The 24751-nt window shown below is 70.4% G+C and carries 23 protein-coding genes and 3 tRNA genes; 20 read left to right on the top strand and 6 right to left on the bottom strand.

The genetic code is table 11. The annotated features are described in order from the left end of the window. Positions 1–128: 128 nt before the first annotated feature. Positions 129–1322, bottom strand: a complete 1194-nt coding sequence (locus DEJ48_RS16155) for a sensor histidine kinase (RefSeq protein ID WP_150216832.1) — start codon at positions 1320–1322, stop codon at positions 129–131. 265 nt (positions 1323–1587) lie between these two features. Between DEJ48_RS16155 and DEJ48_RS16150 the strand changes: the two genes are divergently transcribed. The 15 genes from DEJ48_RS16150 to DEJ48_RS16080 all read left to right on the top strand — a co-directional run bounded on the left by DEJ48_RS16150 (position 1588) and on the right by DEJ48_RS16080 (position 15000). Beyond that, positions 1588–1977, top strand: coding sequence for an NADH-quinone oxidoreductase subunit A (locus DEJ48_RS16150; RefSeq protein ID WP_150216831.1), 390 nt, complete (start codon positions 1588–1590; stop codon positions 1975–1977). Next, positions 1968–2603, top strand: coding sequence for an NADH-quinone oxidoreductase subunit B (locus DEJ48_RS16145; protein WP_150216829.1), 636 nt, complete (start codon positions 1968–1970; stop codon positions 2601–2603). Before DEJ48_RS16150 ends, DEJ48_RS16145 begins: the two co-directional genes overlap by 10 nt. Next, a complete protein-coding gene (locus tag DEJ48_RS16140) occupies positions 2600–3796 on the top strand; it encodes an NADH-quinone oxidoreductase subunit C (RefSeq protein WP_150216827.1) in 1197 nt (398 codons plus the stop codon). The genes DEJ48_RS16145 and DEJ48_RS16140 overlap by 4 nt, the downstream gene beginning before the upstream one ends. Continuing rightward, entirely contained in the window at positions 3793–4761 is a 969-nt protein-coding gene (locus DEJ48_RS16135) for a complex I subunit 1/NuoH family protein (protein WP_150216825.1), read from the top strand. Before DEJ48_RS16140 ends, DEJ48_RS16135 begins: the two co-directional genes overlap by 4 nt. Beyond that, positions 4761–5342 carry a NuoI/complex I 23 kDa subunit family protein gene (locus DEJ48_RS16130; protein WP_150216823.1) on the top strand — a complete coding sequence of 194 codons (582 nt, stop codon included), beginning with the start codon at positions 4761–4763 and terminating at the stop codon, positions 5340–5342. Before DEJ48_RS16135 ends, DEJ48_RS16130 begins: the two co-directional genes overlap by 1 nt. Next, positions 5339–5941 carry an NADH-quinone oxidoreductase subunit J gene (locus DEJ48_RS16125; protein WP_150216821.1) on the top strand — a complete coding sequence of 201 codons (603 nt, stop codon included), beginning with the start codon at positions 5339–5341 and terminating at the stop codon, positions 5939–5941. Before DEJ48_RS16130 ends, DEJ48_RS16125 begins: the two co-directional genes overlap by 4 nt. Further along, positions 5941–6345, top strand: coding sequence for an NADH-quinone oxidoreductase subunit NuoK (gene nuoK, locus DEJ48_RS16120; RefSeq protein ID WP_150216820.1), 405 nt, complete (start codon positions 5941–5943; stop codon positions 6343–6345). Before DEJ48_RS16125 ends, nuoK begins: the two co-directional genes overlap by 1 nt. Further along, positions 6342–8351, top strand: a complete 2010-nt coding sequence (locus tag DEJ48_RS16115) for an NADH-quinone oxidoreductase subunit L (protein WP_150216819.1) — start codon at positions 6342–6344, stop codon at positions 8349–8351. Before nuoK ends, DEJ48_RS16115 begins: the two co-directional genes overlap by 4 nt. Positions 8352–8357: 6 nt before the next feature. Next, positions 8358–10049 (top strand): NADH-quinone oxidoreductase subunit M, encoded by a 1692-nt coding sequence (locus tag DEJ48_RS16110; RefSeq protein WP_150216817.1) that lies wholly within the window; start codon positions 8358–8360, stop codon positions 10047–10049. A 2-nt stretch (positions 10050–10051) separates the two neighbouring features. Continuing rightward, positions 10052–11596 carry an NADH-quinone oxidoreductase subunit N gene (locus tag DEJ48_RS16105; RefSeq protein ID WP_150221209.1) on the top strand — a complete coding sequence of 515 codons (1545 nt, stop codon included), beginning with the start codon at positions 10052–10054 and terminating at the stop codon, positions 11594–11596. A gap of 179 nt (positions 11597–11775) precedes the next feature. Then, on the top strand, positions 11776–12639 hold the full coding sequence (htpX, locus tag DEJ48_RS16100) for a zinc metalloprotease HtpX (RefSeq protein ID WP_150185717.1): 864 nt from the start codon (positions 11776–11778) through the stop codon (positions 12637–12639). Then, a complete protein-coding gene (locus tag DEJ48_RS16095; RefSeq protein WP_150216815.1) occupies positions 12636–13031 on the top strand; it encodes a YccF domain-containing protein in 396 nt (131 codons plus the stop codon). Before htpX ends, DEJ48_RS16095 begins: the two co-directional genes overlap by 4 nt. Positions 13032–13046: 15 nt before the next feature. After that, positions 13047–13958, top strand: coding sequence for a barstar family protein (locus DEJ48_RS16090; RefSeq protein ID WP_150216813.1), 912 nt, complete (start codon positions 13047–13049; stop codon positions 13956–13958). 65 nt (positions 13959–14023) lie between these two features. Then, positions 14024–14575 (top strand): SMI1/KNR4 family protein, encoded by a 552-nt coding sequence (locus tag DEJ48_RS16085; RefSeq protein ID WP_150216812.1) that lies wholly within the window; start codon positions 14024–14026, stop codon positions 14573–14575. A 158-nt stretch (positions 14576–14733) separates the two neighbouring features. Further along, entirely contained in the window at positions 14734–15000 is a 267-nt protein-coding gene (locus DEJ48_RS16080; RefSeq protein WP_150216809.1) for a GlsB/YeaQ/YmgE family stress response membrane protein, read from the top strand. Positions 15001–15092: 92 nt separating this feature from the next. On the opposite strand, the gene DEJ48_RS16075 is transcribed toward DEJ48_RS16080, so the two are convergent. Then, on the bottom strand, positions 15093–15581 hold the full coding sequence (locus DEJ48_RS16075; protein ID WP_055564526.1) for a YajQ family cyclic di-GMP-binding protein: 489 nt from the start codon (positions 15579–15581) through the stop codon (positions 15093–15095). A gap of 197 nt (positions 15582–15778) precedes the next feature. On the opposite strand from DEJ48_RS16075, the gene DEJ48_RS16070 reads away from it, so the two are divergent. Both DEJ48_RS16070 and DEJ48_RS16065 read left to right on the top strand, forming a co-directional pair. Beyond that, positions 15779–15860: transfer RNA gene (locus DEJ48_RS16070), tRNA-Tyr, on the top strand. 313 nt (positions 15861–16173) lie between these two features. Beyond that, positions 16174–16854 carry a hypothetical protein gene (locus tag DEJ48_RS16065; RefSeq protein ID WP_150216808.1) on the top strand — a complete coding sequence of 227 codons (681 nt, stop codon included), beginning with the start codon at positions 16174–16176 and terminating at the stop codon, positions 16852–16854. A gap of 1051 nt (positions 16855–17905) precedes the next feature. Here DEJ48_RS16065 and DEJ48_RS16060 read toward each other — a convergent pair. Both DEJ48_RS16060 and DEJ48_RS16055 read right to left on the bottom strand, forming a co-directional pair. Continuing rightward, positions 17906–18835 (bottom strand): toll/interleukin-1 receptor domain-containing protein, encoded by a 930-nt coding sequence (locus DEJ48_RS16060; RefSeq protein WP_190537442.1) that lies wholly within the window; start codon positions 18833–18835, stop codon positions 17906–17908. Between the two features lie 35 nt (positions 18836–18870). Then, the gene (locus tag DEJ48_RS16055; RefSeq protein ID WP_190537441.1) at positions 18871–21591 is read right to left on the bottom strand and encodes an NACHT domain-containing protein; all 2721 of its coding nucleotides are present in this window, start codon (positions 21589–21591) and stop codon (positions 18871–18873) included. Positions 21592–21802: 211 nt separating this feature from the next. Here DEJ48_RS16055 and DEJ48_RS16050 point away from each other — a divergent pair, with 211 nt between their 5' ends. Beyond that, on the top strand, positions 21803–22015 hold the full coding sequence (locus DEJ48_RS16050; RefSeq protein ID WP_150216804.1) for a hypothetical protein: 213 nt from the start codon (positions 21803–21805) through the stop codon (positions 22013–22015). Between the two features lie 57 nt (positions 22016–22072). On the opposite strand, the gene DEJ48_RS16045 is transcribed toward DEJ48_RS16050, so the two are convergent. Both DEJ48_RS16045 and DEJ48_RS16040 read right to left on the bottom strand, forming a co-directional pair. Then, positions 22073–22729, bottom strand: a complete 657-nt coding sequence (locus DEJ48_RS16045; RefSeq protein WP_150216802.1) for an NAD(P)H-binding protein — start codon at positions 22727–22729, stop codon at positions 22073–22075. Between the two features lie 286 nt (positions 22730–23015). Beyond that, positions 23016–24314: an amidohydrolase family protein gene (locus DEJ48_RS16040; RefSeq protein ID WP_150216801.1), complete on the bottom strand. Its 1299-nt coding sequence runs from the start codon at positions 24312–24314 to the stop codon at positions 23016–23018. Between the two features lie 242 nt (positions 24315–24556). Here DEJ48_RS16040 and DEJ48_RS16035 point away from each other — a divergent pair. Beyond that, a tRNA-Thr gene (locus DEJ48_RS16035) sits at positions 24557–24629 on the top strand. A 47-nt stretch (positions 24630–24676) separates the two neighbouring features. Then, a tRNA-Met gene (locus tag DEJ48_RS16030) sits at positions 24677–24749 on the top strand. The last annotated feature ends 2 nt before the right edge of the window (positions 24750–24751 follow it).

The raw sequence follows: 24751 nt of genomic DNA, 5'->3' as shown, positions 1-24751 counted from the left end.
GGGCTGCGCGGGACCGCGGAGACCTGTGGGAGCTCCGAGACCTCCAGGGCCTCCCAGACCTGCGGGACCTCCGAGACCCCCGGGCCCCGCGACGCCTCCGCACCCCGCGACGCCGAGGCCGGCTCCCGCTACTTGCGCAGGCCGGGCGCCGCGTCCGTCGCGCGGTCGCGCCACGGCAGCTCCGCCGTGATCGTCGTGGGGCCGCCCTCGGGCGACTCGATAACGAAGAGCCCGTCCACCGCGCCGAGCCGGTCGGCAAGCCCCGCCATGCCCGTACCGCCGTCGAGCCGCGCCCCACCCCGTCCGTCGTCCCAGACCTGGATGAGCAGCCGCTCGTCCGCCCGCCAGACGTCGACGCTCGCGCTCCTCGCCCCGCTGTGCTTGCTGATGTTCTGCAGCAGCTCGGAGACCGTGAAGTACGCGATGCCCTCGATGGCCGCCGCCGGGCGTGCCGGAAGGTCGGCGGTCACCTTGACCGGCACCGTGCAGCGCGACGCGACCGAGGAGAGCGCGGCGTTCAGGCCGCGGTCGGTGAGGACGGCGGGGTGGATGCCGCGGGCCAGGTCGCGCAGTTCCTGCAGGGCCAGCTTCACCTCGCCGTGCGCCTCGTCGACCATGGAGGCCGCGGCGTCGGGGTCCTCCAGGAGCTTCTCCTTGGCGAGGCCGAGTCCCATGGCGAGGGCGACGAGGCGGGCCTGCGCGCCGTCGTGCAGATCGCGCTCGATGCGGCGCAGGTCGGCGGCCGCGGTGTCCACGACCACGCCCCGGTCGGACTCCAGTTCGGCGATCCGCCGCTCCAACTCGTCGGAGGGGGAGAGCAGTCCGCGTACCATCGCCCGGTCCGCGTTGGTGAGCCCGCGCACGATGAAGGGCAGCACCGGCCAGAGCACGAAGAGTCCGACGGCGACGACGGTGAAGGTCAGCACGCCCCAGGGCAGCCGGATGAACCCGTACAGCATGGTGCGCCAGCCCACCGGGTCCTTCAGGTTCGACCACAGCCGCCCGAGGTAACTCTGCCCCCGCTGCCCCGGCATCGGGCTCGGCTCGTCCACCTGCAGGCCCAGCAGTTTCCTGGCCCGCGCCCGCTCGGCCCTGCCCAGGAGGCGCGCGCCGAGCAGCCCCATCGCGAGCAGCGGCAGACCGACCACGGTCACGGTCAGGGCGGTGCCGACGGACAGCACGGCCACCGTGTAGACGAACCCGACGATCCCCATCGGCAGGTTCACCAGGAGGTGGGCGATCTCCTTCCAGGTGTGCCTGTCGTACGCGAAGCGCGCGGGCGGTGGCCGGTCGTCGTGCAGAGGCGTGGTGCGTGCGGTCATACGCGCTAGGGTGCCCGGCCCGCCGCCGCGGCGCCATGAGGGCGGCCGCCCGGACAGCCGGGGGATAACCCCACCTCGCCGAACAACCCCACCCCGGTGAACAACCCCGCCCCGGTGGATGCCCCTCCGGTGGATGATCCACCCCGGGGTGACCGATGCGTGACGCATCTGCTTACCGAACCTTTAGCAGGCCCTAGACTCCCGTGCGTACAGATCGTCGAAAAGGGCCAGGAAGGTCAAGGAGTTCAGGGAGTGAGGGGCTGACGTGCCTGTGACGAACGTCGCGGCGAGCTACTACCAGTCGTACTCCGTCGTCGGACTGCTCGCCGTCGTCGGCGTGCTGTTCGTCGCAGTGGCCTTCGGCGCGGGGCGGCTGCTGCGGCCGGTGGTGCCCACCCCGGAGAAGCTCCTGACGTACGAGTGCGGCGTCGACCCCGTCGGCGAGGGCTGGGCCCACACCCAGGTCCGCTACTACGTCTACGCGTTCCTCTACGTGATCTTCGCCGTCGACTCGATCTTCCTCTTCCCCTGGGCGACGATCTTCGCCGCGCCCGGCTACGGCGCGACGACGCTCGTGGAGATGTTCATCTTCCTCGGCTTCCTCGCCGTGGGCCTGCTGTACGCATACAAGAAGGGCGTCCTGACGTGGACGTGACCCCGGACACCGACGGGCAGCCCGTGCCGCAGCCTGCGTCCAAGCCCGTACTCCTCCCCGAGCCGAAGAGGCTGGGCGCGCTCGCCCGGCTCGCCCCCGAGCCGATGAAGGTGGTCCTCAACTGGGGCCGCCGGTACTCCCTCTGGGTCTTCAACTTCGGCCTCGCCTGCTGCGCCATCGAGTTCATCGCCGCGTCCATGGCGCGGCACGACTTCATCCGGCTCGGCGTCATCCCCTTCGCGCCCGGGCCGCGCCAGGCCGACCTGATGGTCGTGTCCGGCACGGTCACGGACAAGATGGCGCCCGCCGTGAAGCGCCTCTACGAGCAGATGCCCGAGCCGAAGTACGTCATCTCCTTCGGCGCCTGCTCCAACTGCGGCGGCCCCTACTGGGACTCGTACTCCGTGACCAAGGGCGTCGACCAGATCATCCCGGTCGACGTGTACGTCCCCGGGTGCCCGCCCCGCCCCGAAGCGCTGCTCCAGGGCATCCTCAAGCTTCAGGAGAAGATCGCGCAGGAGTCGCTGGGGGAGCGGTACGGGAACGGTTCCGGCGCCCGCCCCTCGGCGGCCGCGCTGCAGAGCGGCCTCGTGCGGCCGCCCGCGCCGGGGGAGGGCACGGCATGACCGGCTGGCTGCCGAGCCCCGTCGAGGAGCTCTTCGGTGCGGAGGCCACGGCCGAGGAGTCGTACGACGTCCTGACGGTCGACGTCCCCGCCGCCTCCTGGATCACGGCCCTCAACACCGCCCGCACCACGCTCGCCTGCACCTACTTCGACTGGCTGAGCGCGGTCGACGAACCCGGCACGGGCTTCCGCGTCGCCGCCCACGTGGTCGCGCTCTCTCCCGTACGCCGCCTCCTCGTCCGTACGACGGTCGCCCACGACGCCCCGGTGCTCGCCTCCGCGGTCGACGTGTACGCGGGCGCCGCCTGGCACGAGCGCGAGACCCACGAGATGTTCGGCGTGACGTTCGAGGGCCACCCCGGACTGACCCCGCTGCTCCTGCCCGAGAGCTTCGAGGGCCACCCCCTCCGCAAGGACTTCGTGCTCGCGGCCCGGGTCGCCAAGGCCTGGCCGGGCGCCAAGGAGCCGGGCGAGTCGGAGCACGGCGGCCCCAAGCGCCGCCAGATGCTGCCCCCCGGCGTCCCCGACCCGAACGAGTGGGGCCCGCTGAAGGGCCAGCTCCCGGCGGCCCCGGCCCGCCCGGCCCGTGGCGCGGGCCGGGCGGCGGCGGGTGCGGGTGCCGGTGCTCGCGCGGGTGCGGGTGAGCGCCCACCCCGCAGGACCCGCTCGGTCAGCCAGGGCTCGGCGAGCCAGGCGCCGCAGACGCCGCCCGAAGCGCAGACGCCGCCCGAAGCGCAGACGCAATCCGCACAACCAGCGGCAACCCCGGACGCGCAGCCCGGCACGGCCCCGCAGCCGGAGGCCCCGGCCCGTCCCGCGCGCCGTACGCGCAGCGCGAGCCAGGGCTCGGCATCCCAACGAACGGCACCCCCGGACCCGACGCCCTCGGAGCCCCCGGCCCCGACGACCCCGGCTCCGGCGGCCCCCGCCCCGAAGGCGACCCCGGAAACGAAGTCCGACGCCCCGTGGCACCACGCCCGCCCGGCGTTCGAGGCCCCGGACCAGCCACGCCCCGAACAGGAGCCGAAGCCGAACGGAACCCCGGAGCCAGCCCCGGCTCCGGCCCCGGAACCAGCCCCGGAACCAGCCCCGAAGCCCACAACAGACCCTGAGACCCCCCGCATCGGGGAATCCGACGAATCCGGAGAATCCGGGGACACCGGAGACGCCGGAAACACCGGAGGCACCGAGTGAACGACGCCCTCGACGTCGCCCTGCGCCTCGTCATCGTCTTCGTCGTGTTCCTGGTCCTCCCCCTCGTCATCGGCCAGACCGAGCACAAGGTCATGGCCCACATGCAGGGCCGCCTCGGCCCGATGCACGCGGGCGGCTTCCACGGCTGGGCGCAACTCGTGGCCGACGGCGTCAAGTTCGCCCAGAAGGAAGACGTCGTCCCGGCCGAGGCCGACCGCCGCGTCTTCCAGCTCGCGCCCGCGATCGCCCTGCTGCCCTACCTCCTCGTCCTGATCGCCATCCCGATCGGCCCCGACGAGGGCGCGGTCGGCGAGGTCGTCGACGCGGGCATCTTCTTCGTGCTCGCGGTGATGGGCGTCGGCGTACTCGGCTCGCTCATGGCCGGCTGGGCCAGCGCCAACAAGTTCTCCCTCCTCGGCGGCCTCCGCACCGCCGCCCAGCTCCTCGCGTACGAGCTCCCGATGCTGCTCGCCGCCGCCTCGGTCGCGATGGCCTCAGGAACGGTCTCGCTGCCCGGCATCGTCGACGCCTTCGAGTGGTGGTGGCTGCCCTGGCAGATCGTCGGCGCGCTCGTGTTCTTCGTCGCTGGCCTCGCCGAACTCCAGCGCCCGCCCTTCGACATGCCGGTCGCCGACTCCGAGATCATCTTCGGCGCCTACACCGAGTACACGGGCCTGCGCTTCGCTCTCTTCCTCCTCGCCGAGTACGCCGGAATCGTCGTCCTGTGCGGTCTCACCACCGTCCTCTTCCTCGGCGGCTGGCACGGACCGTGGGGCGCCGACGGCCTCGGCTGGGTCTGGACCCTGCTGAAGACGGCCGTCCTCGCCTTCGTCGTGATCTGGCTGCGCGTGTCCTACCCCCGTCTCCGCGAGGACCAGCTCCAGAAGCTCTCCTGGACCCTCCTCGTCCCGCTCGCCCTCGCGCAGATCGCGCTCACCGGAATCGTGAAGGTGGCGATCAACTGATGCCCCCGATCCCAGGCTCGGGCCTCGCCAAGGGCCTCGCCGTCACCCTGCGCACGATGACGAAGAAGACCGTCACCGAGCAGTACCCCGAGCACCAGCCCGAACTGCCGCCCCGCACCCGCGGCGTCATCGGCCTCTTCGAGGAGAACTGCACGGTCTGCATGCTCTGCGCCCGTGAATGCCCCGACTGGTGCATCTACATCGACTCCCACAAGGAGACGGTCCCGCCCGCCGCCCCCGGCGGACGCGAGCGCAGCCGCAACGTCCTCGACCGTTTCGCCATCGACTTCGCCCTCTGCATGTACTGCGGCATCTGCATCGAGGTCTGCCCCTTCGACGCCCTCTTCTGGTCGCCTGAGTTCGAGTACGCCGAGACCGACATCCACGAACTCACCCACGAGCGCGACAAGCTCCGCGAGTGGATGTGGACCGTCCCGGCCCCGCCCGCCCTTGACCCCGCCGCCGAGGAACCGAAGGAACTCGCCGCCGCCCGCAAGGCAGCGGAGAAGGCGCAGGCGGCGGAGAAACTGGCCGCAGCCGAGGCCGAGGCCGCTGCCGAGTCGAAGGGCGAGGAGTCGTGAACATCGCCGCTGGAGCGGTCGCCGCCGAAACGCTCGCCGCCGAAACCAAGGGCTTCCTGTCCCCGACGGGCGTCGAGATCGCCTTCGTCCTGGTCGGCCTCGTCACCCTCGGCGCGGCCGTCATCACGGTCACGACCAGGCAGCTGGTGCACGCCGCACTGTGGCTGGTGGTCGCGCTCGGCGGGCTCGCCGTCGAGTACCTCCTGTTGACCGCCGAGTTCATCGCCTGGGTCCAGGTCCTCATCTACGTCGGATCCGTCGTCGTCCTCCTCCTCTTCGGACTGATGCTCACCCGGGCCCCGATCGGCCGCTCCCCGGAGGCCGATTCGGGCAACCGCCCGGTCGCGCTCGCGGTGGCACTCGTCGCCGCGGTCGCCCTGGTCTGGGTCGTCGTGGACGCGTTCCGCACCACGGTGATCGACCTGGACGGCGCGGCCCAGGGCTCCACCGACGTGACCGGATCGATCCTCTTCCGGCACTGGGTGCTCCCGTTCGAAGCCCTCTCGGTCCTCCTCCTCGCCGCCCTCGTCGGCGCGATCGTCCTGTCCCGCAAGAACACCGCCCAGGACCAGACCCAGGACCAGGAGGAGAACAACTGATGCACCTCCACCTCGCCTACCCCGCGGTTCTGGCCGTCCTCCTCTTCTGCGTCGGCCTGTACGGCGTGCTCGCCCGGCGCAACGCGATCCTGGTCCTGATGTCCGTCGAGCTGATGCTCAACGCCGTCAACCTCAACCTCGTCGCCTTCGACGTCTGGCTCCGCGACTCCCTCCACTCCGGCCAGGCCCTGACGCTCTTCACCATCGCCATCGCCGCCGCCGAGATCGGCATCGGCCTCGCGATCGTCCTGGCGGTCTACCGCAACCGCGGCAGCTCCGCCGTCGACGACCTCCGCGACACCGCCGAACACCCGGACGACGATCCCGGCGACGGTGATACCGGCGCCGCCGCCGACACCGACGCAGAGGCCACACCGGCGCAGAAGGCTGAGGCCACCGCGTGACCACGACCACCCTCGCCGTCCTCGTCCCCCTCCTTCCGTTCCTGGGCGCGGCCGCGGGCCTGCTCCTCGGCCGGCGCGTCCCCGGTCTCGTACGCCCCCTCGCCGTACTGCCCACGCTGACGGCACTCCTGCTCGCCGTGCTCGTGGCGGTCCGTCAGGGCGGCGGCACCGGCGGCGGAACGGCCCCGGTCGACGCCGCCACCGAGCTCACCCCGACCGGCTCGGTCCCCATCGAGCTCGCCCTGCACATCGACGGCTTCGCCGCCCTCGTCGCCGTCCTGGTCGGCGTCGTCGCGTCATGCGTGCAGATCTACTCGACGGGCTACCTCCGCGAGGACCCGCGCTACCCCTCGTACGCCTCCCTCGTCTCCCTCTTCACCTCCGCGATGCTGCTCGTCGTCTACTCCGGCGACCTGATGGTGCTCCTGGTCGGCTGGGAGATCATGGGCATCTGCTCGTACTTCCTGGTCGGCCACTACTGGGAGACCCCCGAGGCGCGCGCCGCCTCCCTGAAGGCCTTCCTCGTCACCAAGCTCGGCGACGTCCCCTTCCTGATCGGCCTGTTCGCGCTCGCCGCCGACACCGGCTCCTTCCGCATCACGACGATCCTGTCGACGGTCGCGGACAACGGCCTGGACCACCCGACCCTGATCGCCCTGCTGCTGCTCGCGGGCGTCGCGGGCAAGTCGGCGCAGTTCCCGCTCCACACCTGGCTGCCCGACGCGATGGCGGGCCCCACGCCCGTCTCCGCGCTGATCCACGCCGCGACGATGGTCGCCGCCGGTGTCTACTTCGTGGCCCGGCTCCTCCCCGTCTTCGCCCTCTCCGGCGCGGCCCTGGTCGTCCTCGCCGTCATGGCCGCCGTCACCATGGCCGGCTCGGCCCTCGCCGCGCTCGCCCAGGACGACATCAAGCGCGTCCTTGCGTACTCGACGATCGGTCAGCTCGGCTACATGACCGGCGCCCTCGCCGTCGGCGACCGTGGCGCCGCCGTCTTCCACCTCCTGTCGCACGGTGCCTTCAAGGCGCTCCTGTTCCTCGCGGCGGGCGTGATCATCCACGCCGCCGGCACCAACTCGCTGGCCGCCATGTCCCGCATGGGTGGCCTGCGCGACCGCATCCCCGACGCGTACTGGACGATGACCGTGGCGCTCCTCGCGCTCGCCGCGATCCCGCCGTTCAGCGGCTTCTTCTCCAAGGAGGCGGTGCTCGGCGCCGCCGAGCACACGGCCACCGGCCACGCCGACGCGGTGCCCACCGCGGCGGGCTGGATCGTCCTCGTCGCCGGTCTGCTCACCGCCCTCCTCACCGCCGCCTACGCGACGCGCCTGTGGCTGCTCGCCTTCCACGGCCGCGGGACGCAGGCCCCCGACCACGGGCGCCAGCCCCTCGCCATGACCGCCGTGCTCTGGGTGCTCGCGGTCCCCTCCCTCGTCTTCGGTCTCGCCGTCGGCACGCTGCCGGACTGGTTCGACGGCCACTCGCTCGCACCGACGCTCACCACCTCCGTACTGGGCACGGGTGTCGCGCTCGTCGGCGGCCTGGTCACCTACGGCGCGTGGCGGCACACCACGGCGCTCGCCGCCCGCGTCCCGATGGGCGCGGTCGCCGCGACCCCGGACGGCGACGGCGCCCGGGTCGAGGTGGAGGCCATCGCCACCCACACGCCCGCGTACGGAGACGTCGCCTCGGCACCGGACCCGGCCGACCCCGGCCGCCTGCTGCTCGGCCCGCTGCACCGGCACGCCGCAGCCGGCTTCCACCTCGACGCCGTCTACACCGCCCTTTTCGTACGCCCCGTCCGCGCCGCGGCGAGCCTGGTCCGCTTCCTCGACCGCGAGGTCGTCGAGACGTACGTGCGCGGTGCCGGCGCCGCACCCCGCTGGCTCGGCGCGGCCGTCCGCCGCGCACAGACCGGCAACGTGCAGACCTACCTGAGCGCGCTGCTCGCAGGCACGGTCGTCCTGGCCGTCGCCGCCGTCCTCGTCGCCACCGCCGGAGCGTGAGCAGCCGTGATCGGTATCAGTGAGTCCGTGATGCAGTTTCTTCTGGCGTTGATCGTCGTCGGCCCGCTCATCGGCGCCGTGGCCGCTCTCCTGCCCGCCCCGCCCGGGCTGAAGGGAAAGTCGCCCGACCAGGCCGTGCTGCGCCACGGCGTGAGCGTGACCGGCGTGATCCTGCTCGCCGCGATCGTCCTCGCGCTCGGCTTCGACCACGACCAGCCGTCGAAGATGCAGGCCACGACCGATATCAGCTGGATCCCCGCACTCGACGTGCGCATCCATCTCGGCATCGACGGCATCTCGCTCCCCCTTCTGGTCCTGACCGCGCTGCTGACGTTCCTGTGCGCGCTGTACTCCTACTTCAAAATGCCGGCCGGGCCTTCCCCCAAGGCATTCGTCGCACTGATCCTCATGCTCGAGTCCGGCACCCTCGCGACCTTCGCCGTCCTCGATCTGCTGCTGTTCTTCCTGGCGTTCGAGATGGTGCTCATCCCGATGTACTTCCTCATCGCCCGCTGGGGCGGTGAGCAACGGGTCCAGGCCGCCTGGAAGTTCATCCTCTACACGCTGCTCGGCTCCGTCGTCATGCTGCTGGGCCTGCTCCTCATCGGGCTCAAGTCCGGCACATTCGACATGGTGGCACTCGCCACTGACAACGGCCGGAGTCTGACCACGTCCGTGCAGGTCATCGCGGTTCTGGCGATCGGGATCGGGCTCGCGGTCAAGACGCCGATGTGGCCGCTGCACAGCTGGCTGCCCGACGCCCACACCGCCGCGCCCACCGTCGGTTCGGTGCTGCTGGCCGGTGTCATGCTGAAGATGGGTACGTACGGGTTCGTCCGGATCATCCTGCCCGTCGCGCCGGACGGAATGCGGGAGTTCGCGCCGTACCTCGCCGCCTTCGCGGTCGTCGGCATCATCTACGGATCCCTGGCCTGCCTCGCGCTGGCCAAGCAGGGCGCGAAGGGCGACCTCAAGCGCCTCATCGCGTACTCGTCCGTCGGACACATGGGCTTCGTCCTGCTCGGCATCTCGACGATGAGCCCCACCGGCGTGAACGGCGCGCTGTTCGCCAACATCGCCCACGGCCTCATCACCGGCCTCCTCTTCTTCCTCGTCGGCGCGCTGAAGGACCGCACCGGCACGACCGACCTCGACACCCTCGCGCAGGGCTCCGGTGCCGCGCTCTACGGCAAGGCACCGCGCCTCGGCGGACTCCTCGCCTTCGGCGCCGTCGCCTCGCTCGGCCTGCCGGGCCTCGCCGGGTTCTGGGGCGAAATGCTGGCGCTGTTCGGCGCGTTCGAGCCCGCGGCGGACCTGAGCCGGCCCGCCTTCCTCACCTTCATGGCGATCGCCGCCTTCGGCACCCTGCTCACCGCCGCGTACATGCTCATCGTCGTACGCCGTGTGTGCATGGGCCCGATGCCGCGGACCACGGCCGGGGAGCCCGCCGACGGGGAGCCCGAGCAGCGGGAGCCGGCCGGCGAACCCGCGCCCGCCGCCCTCGCGGACGGCCCCACGCCCACGGCCTCCGCCGACGTCCGCGTGCGCGCCCGCGAGTTCGCCGACGTCCGCGGATACGAGTTCGCCGCCTGGACCCCGCTCGTCGCCCTCACCGTCCTCGCCGGACTCTGGCCCGCGGCTCTCCTCGGCCTGACCGACCCGGCCGTGCAGAAGCTCCTCACTGGAGGCAAGTCGTGACCGTGGCCGCCGAAAGCGCCGAAAGCGCCACAAGCCTGGTCCAGTCCGTCGACTGGCTCGCGATCGCGCCGCCGACCATCACGGCGGTCGTCGGCCTCGTCGTGCTCGTCGCCGACCTTTTCGTGAAGGACGGCAGGAAGGCGCTCCTCGGCTGGATCTCCGTCGCGGGTCTTGCCGGGGCCGCGCTCGCTTTGCTGCCGCTCCTGAACGACGACCGTTCGACCTTCTGCCTCACCGGCGGCGGCACGCACGCGTGCAGCTACACCGCCGACCGCTTCACCCTCGTCATCCAGCTCCTCGTCCTCGTCGGCGCCCTGCTCGCCGCCCTGCTCTCGATGAGCACCCTCAAGGACTCCGGCGACGAACTGCCCGCAGGGGAGTACTGGTTCCTGCTGCTGTCCTCCGCGGCCGGCGCCGCCCTGCTGCCCGCCTCGCGCGACCTCGCGACGCTCATCGTCGCCCTCGAAGTGGCCTCTCTCCCGGCGTTCGCCCTCGTGGGCCTCAAGCGGGGCGACAAGCGCTCCTCCGAAGCGGCCCTGAAGTTCTTCCTCTCCTCGGTCACCGCGACCGCGGTGAGCCTCATGGGCGTCAGCTTCGTGTACGCAGCCACCGGCACCCTGCACCTCACGGAGATCGCCACCGAGCTGCAGGACCTCCAGAACATCGACGGTCAGCTGCACACCCTCGCCCAGACGGGCGTCGCCCTCACCCTCGTAGGCTTCGCCTTCAAGGTCGCGGCCGTGCCCTTCCACTTCTGGGTGCCCGACACCTACGTAGGCGCGCCCCTGCCCGTCGCCGCCTACCTCTCGGTCGTCGGAAAGGCGGTCGGCTTCACCGGCCTCATCCTCGTCACCGTCGTCGCCTTCCCGTCGTACGCGGACGTCTGGGGCCCGGCACTCGCGGTCCTCGCCGCGGTCACCATGACCGCGGGCAACGTGGCGGCCCTGCGCCAGCAGGCCACGCGCGCGTACAGCGCGGTGCGCCTCCTCGCCTGGTCCTCGGTCGGCCAGGCGGGCTACCTCCTGGTGCCGATCGCCGCCGCCGGTTACGCCGACGACACCGCCGACGCGGAGAAGGCCATCGGTTCCACCGTCGCCTACGCCCTGATGTACGCGGCCGTGAACCTCGGCGCCTTCGCCGTGGCCGCCCTCGTCGGCCGCACGCAGCGCCTGAACCGCGTCAGCGACTACCGCGGGCTGTACGCGCGCAAGCCGCTGGCCGCCCTGGTCCTCGGCTTCTTCCTGCTCTGCCTGGCCGGTCTGCCGCCCGGCATCATCGGCCTCTTCGCGAAGGTCACGGTCTTCTCGGCCGCCGTCGACGCCGGTCTCGGCTGGCTCGCCGTGGTGATGGCCGCGAACGTGGTGATCGCCCTCTTCTACTACCTCCAGTGGACCGCGCTCCTGTTCCGCGCACCCAAGGGCGAGCCGGTCGAGCACCGCGCCCCGGCCCCGCTCACCGCGGCCATCGCGCTCACGGCGGTCCTCGGCGTCGCCCTATCCGGAGCGCCCCAGCTGATCCTGAGGTTCTCGGACACCGGCCTGTTCTGAGCCGCCGCGCGACCGGCCGAGGCACCGCGCGGCCGTCACCCGGGCGGCCTACATCGCTCGTGCGTGCACAAGGGAACTAGTGCTCCCCGCCTGGCGTTGACCAGTACGGGAGGGTCCACTGAACAGTGGAAGCACCAGTCAGCAGAGGGTTCCCCCACGCACCACCAGGAGGGCGTACCGTGCACCGCCGGCACAACGGATTGAAGACCGCCGTACTCCTCGGGGGACTGTCCGCGCTCATCCTTGTCATCGGCAGTTTCTTCGGGCGTACGGGCCTGATCGTCGCGCTGTTCGTGGCGCTCGGCACCAATGCGTACGCGTACTGGAACAGTGACAAGCTCGCCCTGCGCGCCATGCGTGCCCGCCCGGTGAGCGAATTCGAGGCCCCCGAGCTCTACCGCATGGTCCGCGAGCTCTCCACCCAGGCCCGCCAGCCCATGCCCCGTCTGTACATCTCGCCCACCGAGGCGCCGAACGCGTTCGCGACGGGCCGCAACCCCCGCAACGCGGCAGTGTGCTGCACCGACGGCATCCTGCGGCTCCTCGACGAGCGCGAGCTGCGCGGAGTCATCGGCCACGAGCTCAGCCACGTCTACAACCGGGACATCCTGATCTCCTCGGTCGCGGGCGCCCTCGCGTCCGTGATCATGTTCCTGGTCAACTTCGCCTGGCTGATCCCCGTCGGCCGCTCGAACGACAACGACGGGCCGGGCATCTTCGGAATGCTCCTGATCATGCTGCTCGGCCCGCTCGCGGCCTCCATCATCCAGCTCGCGATCAGCCGCTCCAGGGAGTACGAGGCCGATGCCTCCGGCGCGCAGCTCACCGGCGACCCCCTCGCCCTGGCGAGTGCGCTGCGTAAACTCGAAACAGGGACGAAGCAGTTGCCGCTGCCGCCCGAGCCCCGTCTCGAGACAGCGAGTCACATGATGATCGCGAACCCCTTCCGTCCGGGACAGGGCATGTCCAAGATGTTCTCCACGCACCCGCCGATGGCGGAGCGCATCGCCCGACTCGAGCAGATGGCAGGTCGCCAACAGTGAAGACAATCCTCAACGTCATATGGCTCGTCCTCTGCGGCTTCTGGATGTTCCTGGCGTACCTCCTGGCGGGGGCGCTGCTCTGCATCACCATCATCGGCATCCCGTTCGGCCTCGCCAGCTTCCGCATCGGCCGCTATGCCCTGTGGCCCTTCGGCTACACGACAGTCGAGCGCCGCGACGCGGGAGCGCCGTCCTGCGTGGGCAACGTCCTGTGGCTGGTCCTCGCCGGCTGGTGGCTGGCCATCGGCCACATCGTCACGGGCTTCATGCTCTGCGTCACGATCATCGGCATCCCTCTGGGCATCGCCAACTTCAAGCTGATCCCCGTCTCGCTGCTGCCGCTCGGCCGCGACATCGTCCGCACCGACCAGCCGTTCGCCGCGCGCTACTAGCGGGGGCGCACTCCGGTGCAGCACTCGAAGTACGCCCTCGCCGCGTACGACCCGGAGGCCGCCCCGTACGACGAGATCTGGGCGCTCTGCGCGGACGCGCGGCACCTGTTCGCCGACCAACTGCCGGACCGAACAGGCCTCTACGAAGAGCGTGACGCCCCCTCCGACGCGTTGACCGAACCACCCGTACGGCTGCTCGGCTGCGCACCACGCGGCGTCCTCAAGGACGCGTTGGAGTCCGGCAGAGGTGACCTCGGCCACGGCCGGGTGCTGCGGCTCGCGAGGTCAGGACGCCCCCTGCAACACGCCGTGGAGGGCGAGGTCGTCGCCTGGGTCCCCTCCGCGCGCGGGCGGGGCCTGGTCGACCTCGCCCTGGACCCGTGGACCGCACGGCCGCCGCGCGCCGCCGGGATGGTCTGGGACGCCTGGTGGTCCGGCTGGCCCACGGAGCCCAACGTCTGGGCGCGCGACGGCACGGGGACGGACGGCCGGTCCCACTGGCTGACCGTCGCCCGCCGGCACGCGGGACGTCCCGACCCGGACCGCCCGGACCGCGCCCCCGGCACCGCGTACCACCTCGACGGCCGCCACATCACCGACGAATCCGCCTTCTACTGCGCCCTGGGCGAGGCGGTGCACGGCCCCGGGGGCTACGCCGGACGAAGCCCGGAAACACTCGCGGACTGCCTCCGCGCGACGGAGGACCGCCTCCGCACAACAGAGGACCGTCTCCGCGCACCAAAGGACTGCCCCCGCGGAACGACGAACGCCCCACCACCCCCCACCCTCGTCTGGCACACCGCGCACAAAGCCCGAACCTGCCTGGGCGTCACACCCGTCACCTCACGCACGGACGACCGCGCACCGACCTTCGAGGAACTCCTCGCCCTGCTGAGGCAGATGGACATCCAGGTGGTCCTGGCCTGAAGCCGGAGCGGGGACGTGACGGCCACCCACGCCGCGTTGTCAGTGCCGTGGTCCACCATGAACTCATGACCGAAGCCGAGCAGTTGCTGGCCCGCGTCGCCGCCGAGGCGCGCGCCACCCGCCCCTGGGGCTGGGACTCCCTGCCCGCCCCCGTGGGCCCGGACACGCTGGCCCGCGCGGAGGCATCGCTGGGCTTCACCCTGCCGCCACTGCTCGTTGCGCTCTACACCCGCATAGGAGACGGCGGATTCGGCCCGGAGTACGGCCTGTTGCCGCTGCTCGAAGGCAAGTCCTCCGGAGGCGAGCCGGCCGCCGTCGAGAAGTACCTCGCGATGCGCGAATCCGACTGGGGCTGGCCCAAAGGCGTGCTGCCGATATCCCACTGGGGTTGCGCGATGTACGCGTGCGTGGACTGCCGCACGGCCGACGGCCAGGTCCTGCTCTTCGAGCCCAACGGCGGCGATCCCCGGCACGCCTGGTTCATCGACGCCCCGACCCTCACGGCGTGGCTCACCGCGTGGCTCGACGGCACGGGGTGGTACGAGGAGGAGAACGACGGCATGGACCTGCAGCCGTGGCAGGCCCCCCGCAGCCAGACCACCAGCGCGCACGAATGACGCGCGCTCTCCGCCCCTCCGGCTATGCCCCGCACACCCGACCACCGCTGTGGCATGCGCCGCACCTTACGGATCACCGCAACCGCGCCTCTCCGTAGTGACGTCCTACAGGGCAACAGCGCACAAAGCTCACCGCGCGGGAAAGGCCGGGTCATCACATGGGCATCATCAGCTGGATCATCTTGGGGCTGCTGGCCGGAGCCGCCGCCAAACTGCTGCTGCCCGGCCGCGACCCGGGCGGTTTCATCGGCACGACCGTCATAGGCATCGCGGGCGCCTTCGTCGGCGGCTGGATATCCGCCCGCTACCTGGACCGCCCGATCGCCGACGACTTCTACGACGGCGCCACCTGGGTGGCGGCCATCGGCGGCTCACTCGTCCTGCTCGTCGCCTACCGCATCCTCTTCGGACACTCACGGCGCTGAGACGCCGCCTCACGGTCTGCGGCCAGCAGCAAAGGGCGGGCACCCCATCCGGGGTGCCCGCCCTCCGTGTTCCGTACGACGGTCGGCTTGACCTACCGGTAGTTCACGAACTGCACGGCGAAGTCGAAGTCCTGCCCCTTGAGCAGCGCCTGCACGGCCTGCAGGTCGTCCCGGCTCTTCGAGCTGACGCGCAGCTCGTCGCCCTGGACCTGTGCCTTGACGCCCTTGGGGCCCTCGTCACGGATGATCTTGGCGACCTTCTTCGCGTTCTCCTGGGAGATGCCCTCTTCGATCGAGGCGAAGATCTTGTACTCCTTGCCGGACAGCTGCGGCTCACCCGCGTCCAGCGACTTCAGCGAGATGCCCCGCTTGATCAGCTTGGACTGGAAGATGTCGAGGATCGCCTTGACCCGCTCCTCGCCGTTCGCCTCCATCAGGATCTTCTCGCCGGACCAGGCGATCGACGCGCCCGTGCCCTTGAAGTCGTAGCGCTGCGAGATCTCCTTGGCGGCCTGGTTGAGGGCGTTGTCGACCTCCTGCCGCTCGACCTTCGAGACGATGTCGAAACTGGAGTCGGCCATGTCCTGTGGCTCCTTGTATCGGGGTATGCGTACTCAGCGGATACACGGCCGACTGACGCTGGCCGCATCCGCAAAGCCTAGCCACCGCCCCCGGGCGGGGTGCCGATCAATCGGGTGGCGAAGCACCCCCGTGCATCAGGTATCGTTTACGTCGTTGCCACGGAGCGCCGCGAAAGCGGAGTGTGGGCAGCAAACCCGGCGGTGTGCCCGAGCGGCCAAAGGGAGCAGACTGTAAATCTGCCGGCTCAGCCTTCCCAGGTTCGAATCCTGGCGCCGCCACATGAAGGTAAACCCCCTCCGATCTGCGGAAACGTTGATCTGAGGGGGTTTCTTCGTATGCGAGCACAGTGATTCGAACGATGGTCGAAAAGCGTGGCTTGTCTCACCAGGTCTCAGGTCTGGCCCGCCCCTGATCAGTGCGTGCCCCCCGAGCGTCCCCCGGGGGATACGGCGACTCCGTGCCATTCCCGCAGGTCGGCTTCGCCATAGCCTGTGCCTTGGGTCAGCCTCCACGGCTCGTGCGAAGGTGCGGCCGTCGGCAACCCCCACTGGACTGGCCGACATCGGCAGCGCAGCCATTACGATCACGCGCATGTCTCCGCACCCTCGCCTTCCCGCCGTCATCGACGCGGCCGATGCTTTATCCGCCGGGCTGCGAAACCCTTCGATGCTGGTGGGGCTTCACCGCGACCTTGATGGCTTGACCGGGAAGGACGACAAGTCGCTCGGGGGCTCGAAGAAGCAGTACGCGCTGCGGTGGGGAATCTTCACGATGTCCTACGCGGCCGTCGAAGCCTTCTTCAACGACGTCCTTGCCCTCGATCCGTCCAGGACGCGGCATCTTCCACTCAACCCGGACAAGCTCCGCCACGTCGGGCAGCAACATGCGGTCCGCCTTTTCACCAACGACTGGGGAGTCCGCACGAGGACTCTGGGCAATGGCCCCGGGAACCGCTCGCGCTGGAGTGCATTCGTCGGCACTCAAGAGGTGCAGCTGTACCTCGCCGATATGAAAACCCTCCGCGACATCCTGAGCCACGGCGGGGACCCGTACACGGTGTCGAACCGCTCCGGAGCGTTGTGGCCGTTGAAGAGTGGTGGGCACTCGATGCGTCTTATGGGCGCTGAAGGCTTCATCCAAGCGTGCTGCGACCTCGCCTCGCAGACCGTGCTTGCCTACGGTGGGGTCTCTGCCGACTGCCCCGAGTGGCCGGAGCCCGAGCGGTCGGGGCTCTCAATGGAGCGGCGTCCGTCGCTGCCGCTGTTGGACTGATCACCCTCCACTCGGCCGCCTGTTCGATCTCTCAAGGGCTGCAGGCGCGTCATGGCGAGGGCGAGGGCGTGGGGTGCGGGTGTGACGCCCACATCCTTGACGCAAATAACCGAAATTTTCAGTCGTGGCCGAGCCGGCTGTCGGGCCCCGCAGTGCCCTCACTTGGAGAATGCCCGCACGGGTGATCCCCGAAGGTGCTACTGGCGACACCGTAGATCTGGCCTGGCGACGAAGATGATGCCGTCGTGCGCCAGTGTCAGTTGCCGGGCGGAAGTTCGCCAGCATTCGCCACCCCGTGCCCGCTCCTTGCGCCACTGGCGCGCCAGCTAACTTCTTGAGGGTTCGATGCCTCTCTCCTCGATCGCCCGCCTGGATCGGGCGGGACCCAACTGCGTTGGGATCAATGAGAGATGGGAGATCGAACCAGATGGAGCGATCGACATGGCGAGCGCGTTGCCGCAGGCGCAACCAGTTACCGGACTGGCTTCAGCTTGTGGCCTCGTTCCTGACTGCGGTCACGGCCATCGCGGGGTGCATCGAACACTTCGTGTGATGCATCACAGGCGTTCCGGACGGTTGGTCGGGCGGTAGACGAGCCCGACCGGTGCATAGTCGGCCGGACTCGCCCGTAGCCCGCATGTGAGCCTGGCTTCGGGGAGCTGCCCGGAGCCAGGCGTTCATGCGTCGGGGTGCCTTGCGGCCCCACGACGAGGAAACCCCAAGTCTTCGAGCGCTTCAAGCATCTGATCCACCGTCATGATCAACAGTCTTGGCGAAAGCCCATGGTGAGGCATGGCGTTAAGGGGGTGGCGCTCGACTTCACCTCCGGAGATCGTTTGGAAACGCCTGGTCAGGGCTCTGCAGGGGGTGGCGAAAGCTAGCGAATTCCGTCGATCGACAGAGCGGTGCGGAAGAGCCCATGTTGAGCGCTCCCCCCAGGCATGCCCAAGGGTCGCGCTGCTGGTCATCTCGCCAGGTCAGCCCGTTGGGGACGACCTGCTGTAGCCCCGCCGGCTCAGCCTTCCCAGGTCACGGAACGTTACCTTTCGGCTCAGTCCTGTTGGAGTTCCATCTTGAACCGTTCGACGAGATCTTCCTCCAAAGGGCGTGAGTCGATGTACTCGAGGTAATTCCAACCCCGTACGTCCACGTGTGCGGTCGCCCCCGTCTTGAGGAGTGTGACGACTGTTTTTCCCTTTCCTCGCGCGTAGCCGAGCTCAAAGTAGACATTGGGGCGTTCCATGGTCAGGTCGGTGACCACGAGGCGGGCGGAGCTGATATTGCGCAGGATCGTCTCCGTCACTCGGAAGTCCCGCTTTATGTCCTTGGTCCTCTCGGCTCTCAGCCCCATTCGCCTCGCCGCGGACTCGATGGCCGCGAAAGTCGGATCCATGGCCGGATCGAAGCTGATCACCACAAAGACGTAGTCATCCACCACTTCGGTCTCCTTGGGTGCGTCACCCGTGTCCGTGTCGCGGCCGAGCCTCTCCAGGGTCCGTGTCACCGTGTCCTCGATGATCCCCTGAACCTGCTGGACCGTCATGACCTCGGCGGGCGACGGGTCGCTGGACGTGCTCCAGCTCTCGATGGCCTCCGTCAGGATCCTGATCTCCTCGGGGTCCTCTTCATTCAGGTCGACTGCATGAATACCGGCCAGGTCACGGGGCAGGTCGCTGAAGCGCGCGCCTCCGACCAAGACGGGAATCACCCGCTGCGAACGGATGAGTGCCGTCTGCCACTCGCTCGTGACCCATTCGGATCTGAGAGAAGACGGCGAGATCAATACCAGGACTATCTCTGCGTCCTCAAGGGCTTTCGTGATGGACCTTTGCCATTCATCTCCGACTCGTAGGCGTCTGTCGGACCAGACGTCGATCCCCGCCAGGCCGAGTGACCGCTCCAGTCTGCGAGCCACAGGCGCGTCCCGCGACGAATAGCTCAAGAATACGGGCGGCTTCTCGCGCTTTTGGTGTTCGGTCACGTGTACCCCCTGTGCGAAGACATGGACACGCTGAATCACCCTTTCTCCAAAGGCTCCCGTACGACCCTCGTGGACTCCGGAAGCAGGCTCCTGCCGATGAGCGTGGCCTCCTCGGGGACACGGAGCGTGAGCAGACTGCGGACCCGTTCCAAGGTGCTGAGGTCGATGCTCGGGTGGAGCGTCTCGATGGTGAGTTCGCACAGCTTGGGGAAGAGGCCCAGCCAGTCCCACGTGGCGCCCATGTCGGCCTCCACCCACAGATGGGTGAGGCGTTCCCCCGGGCACGTCGCCACGAACTCGTCCACCGTGAACTCGCCCGTGATCTTGATGTGGGAGCGTCCGCCGTAGCTGCGGAGCGCGCGGAGCTCGCGCAGGTTCGACACGGGGAAGTAGAGGCCCTCCTCGGCGAGGTGCGCGACCACCTCCTGGCCGTACAGGTCCGTCTCGTAACCGCCCCACGCGCGTGCGAGCTCGTTGCGGACCCGCAGGTCCGGATGGTCGCGGTACTGGGCGAGCAGCTCGATCGCGGCGTCCGTGGGGAACGGCGTGGCCGTGAGCACGGTGAAGTACGCCTCGTCGGCCACCGCGCAGTACGCCGCCTCCGCCGCCGCGGCCTCCGCCCACTGCGTCTCCGTGGCGAGCGGGTCCGGCGCGGTCGGGCGCGGCGGCAGCTCCCTCGGTCCTGGCAGCAACCCGAGTACGAAGGGCCCGACCGCCGTCAACGCGCGCGCCTGGTCCGGCGAGCGGGGCGGGATGAGGGCGGCCGCGCGCTCCTGCACCTCCGCCCGCACCGCGGGGGCCAGCTCGGTCGCGTGCTCCAGGCAGGCGGCCGCGAGGAGGTGCAGACGGTCCCTGCCCCGCCGGGAGGTGTCCTCGCGCCGGATCAGGCCGGTGAGCAGGCGCGTGCGCTCCGTGGGCCGCGCGTGGGCCACGGCCATTCTGATGACGTCCTCCCACTGGTCCAGATGCGCGTTGGCGATCAGGAAGTCGAAGTCGAGCTCCTCGACCGCCGCCTTCGCCCCGAGGTAGTCCTGGAAGGTGCGGTGGACGAAGTCCATGGAGTCCGCGCTCGGCTCCCGGAGCAGACCGCTACGGACGAGCAGATGCCTGTACACCGCCTCCGGAGTGCCCTGTTCGGCGACCTTGGGCATGGCGGGCAGCACCTGCCGCAGGAGCTCCACCGCGTCGGTACGGGTCATCTCCGAGCGGCCGTTGCGGATCATCCAGTACGCCAGTTTCTGGATCAGCTGGATGTGCTCGGCCTCGCTGACATGGATGGGCCCGCTCTTGTAGACACCGCGTTCGCGGTCACGCCGGAAGAGCAGCATCGACAGAGCCGCGTCGTAGATCTCCTTGCGCCCCTCGGGGAGGTACCCGCGGCGGTCCTGGTGCAGTGCGCAGATCAGTCCGCACATAAGAGGGTTGGTCGCGAGCTGGCTCAGGTCCTGGCGGGCCCGCACCGCGCGCAGCAGCTCGTTGGCGTACTGGTCACTGATGCCCGCCGCCTTGTGCCAGCGCTGGATGAACTCGGCGATGTCGTCGCGCTTCATGGGCGCGAGGTCCAGCTCAGCGAAGTCGTCGTCGGTCAGCCAGCGTTCCCGCACGGCGGACGGCCGTGAGGTGACGAGCCAGCGGTTGTCGGGATAGGCGCTCAGCAGCTCCCGCAGCCAGCGGCGTGCGTCGTTGCGGTCGTCCTCGGGGATCTCGTCGATGCCGTCGATCAGGATGAGCCCGCGCCCCGCCTGCAGCACCCTGTCGATCCACCCGTGCGGCTGGCCGCCGGCGATCTGACAGTCCACGGCCGACAGGAACTTGTCGGGCGTCGGGAGAGGGGCTCCGCTACGGGTGAGAGTGCGCAAAGGGAGGACGATCGGCACGAGACCGTAGAGGTACAGCAGTTGTTCGTCGAGCGACCGTTTCGCGGTCGAAACCGCCAGCCACTGGATGAGGGTGGTTTTGCCGGAGCCCGCGAGTCCGCGCAGGAGTACGCGGTTGCGGCCCGCCAGGACGTGATCGGCCGGGACCAAGGAGGGCGTGCCGCCCAGCCCGTCGGCGGCCGCGTTCAGCCGCAGATACGCCACGTCGAGCCGCCAGCTCTCCGGCGCGCCGGACAGATCCAGGCCGAAGATGCTCAGCTTTCCGTGCTTGGTCGCGATGTAGTGCGCGTACCGCTCCTCGAAGGGGCCGTCCGCCGGGGACGGCGAACGGGTGATCAGCGAGTCGATCTTCCGGGTCAGTTCCTCGATGCCGCGGCTCTGTTCGAGCAGGGTGCGCGGGACGAACGTGGACCGCTGGGTGAAGAAGTTCAGGATGTGCAGACAGGCGGTGTCCAGGACGCCGGCGTGCAGCGTGACCGCGTCGTGGGACAGGCCCAGCGTCGCGGTCCTGTTCTGCGCGCGCAGATGCTGGGAGAGCGCCAGATGGCCGAGGCGCACCGCCTGTACGTCATCCATCTCGAGCGTTCCGAGGGAGCGCAGCGAGTCGGTGACGGCATGGATGACGGCCTGCTTCTCGAACGACGGAAGCAGCTCCTCGACACCGGTCGAGTGTGCGGCCCGCTTCACCAGCTCCTCCGCGATCTTGTACAGATCCTTGTCGGAGAGCGTGCGCTTCTCACCCCTGAAGGACACGAGGTGGGCGACGCGGACGGGCTTGTCGACGAGACCGGCTCCGGGGCCCTCGGCCTGGAACAGCTTTCTGATCAGCGGCCCCACGACACTCGACGCGAGTCGGGCTCCGATCACGGCGGGTTCCATGCGGGCCAGGATAGGGCGGGGCCGTGCCCGTGTGCGGTCAACTGACGGCCTTCGTGGCGTAGTTGGCGTCATTGGTGTACGGCTCGCCGGCGTACGGGAAGGCTGGATGCTCGGGTGGCCGAGCGTTTTCTCGTACGGGTGTCCGGCGCGCCCCGGCACGTTCCGCGCGGGCCGACGAGCCTCAGGCGCCGCCGATGGGCACACTGATCACATGTCGTCCCGTCGCAGAAACTGCCCGGAGTGCCGCCGTGAGATCGCCGTCGTCGGCGGCCGCTTCGCCCGCCACGACCCGCCCGGCCCGCGCGGCACCGGCGACCTGGTCTCCTGCCCCGGATCCCGCAGGCAGGCGCACCTGGGCGCCGCACAGCCCGCTCTGGACGGTTACGTGGTCCCGGACTGCCCCGGACAGCTCCCGCTGTTCTGAGGGTCGCTGAGGAGCCCTCAGGCGGCACCGCCAACCCTCAGGCGACCCCGCCGCCCCTCAGTTGCCCGCGACCGACTTGACCGCCACGGACACCGGTACGGACCCACTGACCAGCTCCAGCGTCAGTCCGGCCGTCGCCGACGTCTCCAGGAGCTCCGCGAGGACCGCGGCCACGTCGTCCCGCGGAACCGGCCCGCGCCCGGTCGACGCCTCCAGGCGTACGAGGCCGGTGCCCGCGTCGTCCGTCAACATCCCGGGGCGCAGGATCGTCCAATCGAGGGCGGCACGCGCGCGTACGTCCGCGTCGGCCTCGCCCTTGGCCCGCAGATAGGCGTCGAAGATCTCGTCGCCCTGGTGCGCGGGGTCGGCGCCCATGGACGACACGACGATGTAGCGCCGCACTCCGGCCCGCTCCGCCGCGTCCGCGAACAGGACGGCCGCGCCCCGGTCGACGGTGTTCTTGCGGTCCGCGCCGCTGCCGGGCCCCGCGCCCGCCGCGAAGACGGCCGCGTCGGCGCCGCGCAGATGCCCCGCGACCTCGTCGACGGAAGCCGACTCCAGGTCGCACAGCACCGGTTCGGCGCCGGCCTCGCGCAGATCGGATTCCTGCCCGGCGCTACGGATCAGCCCGGCGACTTCGTCACCGCGCGCGGCGAGCAGACGCTCCAGCCGCAGCGCGATCTGACCATGACCTCCAGCGATGACAATGCGCATACTCCCGACCGTACGGCAGGGCGGACGCTAGCGCTCAACACGCGCGCGTGGACCACCCCCGGGTAGCGGCAAGCCCCCACTGCACATCCCGCGGCGCCCCCGCCCCCCTCCGCCGCGGCACACAGTCGCACGTCGCAACGCGCCCCCACCCGCACACCGCAACGCGCCCCAGCCGAAAGCCGCAACGCGCCCCAGCCGCACCGCAAGACGCTCCACCCACACATCCCGCCGCGCCCCCACGCCCACCCCACCACGCCCCCCACCGACCGCCCCAGTTCAGAACCCCTCAGGCCGAAGGCTCGTCCCCCGCGGGCCGTCCCGGCGCCGCCCCAGGCGCCGCCCCTGCCGACCGCCCCTGCCGCGGCAGGTCCAACGCCACCGCCGCCGCGGAATCGCAGTACTCGCGCACCGCACTGGTCCGCGCCACCACCCGGCCCCGGTGCACCACGATCCGGCTGTACGCGAGCGACAGCGCACCCGAGAGGCGGTCGCCGCGCACGGCCAGCAACTCGGCGGGAAAACCCGCCTCCACGCGCACCTCCGGCAGCCCCATGGCAGCCCGCGCGGCCCCGCTCACCGCGCCGTACGCGTCCTCGGGCCGCAGCCCGCACCGCGATGCCAGCAAGTACGCGGCCTCCAACGGATCCCCGCGCCCCACCGGGTTCGACACGTCCCGCATGGCCCCGCTGCCCGCCGCGACCCGCACCCCCGCCGACCGCAGCAGGCGCACCGGCGCCGTCCCGCGCCGCTCCGCGCTCCCGCAACCGCCCTGCGGCAGGCAGACCACCGTCACCGCGGCCGCCGCGAGTTGCTCGGCGGCGCGCGCGGTCACGTCCTCGGGCAGTCGTCCGAGCCCGGCGCACGGGCCGAGCGTCACCCCGGCCCGCAGGCCGCCCGCCATCGCCGCGAGCCGCCCGAGGCGCGCCGGATCGTCGGCGTCCGTGTGCAGGTCGACGGGGCAGCCGTGCTCGGCGGCGATCTCCAGGACCGCCTCCGCGTACCCCGTGGGATCGGGATCCAGATCGGGGCAACCGCCCACTACGGAGGCGCCCATTTTCACCGCGTCCCGCAGCATCGCGAGCCCGTCCGCGCCCGCGACGCCCGTCAGCAGCCGTGGCACGGCGACGGCCGTCAGGTCGACCAGGCCCCGGAGCGAGCGGCGCGCCTGCAGCACCGCCTCCAAGGGGCCGAGCCCCTGGACGTCGCCGATCCGCACGTGCGAGCGCAGCGCGGTGGCACCGTGCCCGAGTTGCAGCAGCGCCGCCTCGGTGGCGCGGCGCTGGACGTCCGGGGCGTCGTACGAGACCGGGCCCGCCGTGTCGGCGGACAGCGCCGTGTCGCTGTGTGCGTGCGGCTCGGCGGCCGCGGGCAGCAGGAGGTAGCCGGCGAGGTCCACGCGCGCGGTGTGGGCACTCAGGCTGCCCGCGGTGCCGACCGCCTCGATGCGTCCGCCGCCGAGCCGGACGTCCACGGTCCGTCCGTCGGTGAGCCGGGCGCCGCTGAGCAGCAGGGAACCGGAGTCGGCGGCGGGGCCGGAGCCGGAGGCGCCGGAGGAGTGGGGCTGCTGCGGCTGGCTGTCGGGCATCGCGCTCCTCGGGCTCGGGGGCGGCTGCAGTCGTCGAGGCGTCAAGATCACGCAGCGCGCGTCGAGCCTAGGACGGTGAAAGGCCCGCTTCGAGGAGGAGCGGAATAGTCGTACCGGTGTGGTGCGCGTACGCGGATGGGGTGTTCATGGACGCCTGAGGCGGGGCGTCCGATGCCCTCGGACAGCCCTGACGAAACGGATTTGGGCGATCGGCGACCAACCGTGTAATGTCTTCATCGCTCGCCCCAATAGCTCAGTCGGTAGAGCGTCTCCATGGTAAGGAGAAGGTCTGCGGTTCGATTCCGCATTGGGGCTCTGATGTTGAGTGATCCTCGCCTTCGGGCGGGGTGATCCGGCATCGCAGCGGTGTAGCTCAGTCGGTAGAGCAAGCGGCTCATAATCGCTGTGTCACCGGTTCAAGTCCGGTCACCGCTACT

Source organism: Streptomyces venezuelae (assembly GCF_008642315.1).
GTDB classification, from domain to species: Bacteria; Actinomycetota; Actinomycetes; order Streptomycetales; family Streptomycetaceae; genus Streptomyces; species Streptomyces venezuelae_D.
This window is presented reverse-complemented; position numbering and strand designations above follow the sequence as displayed.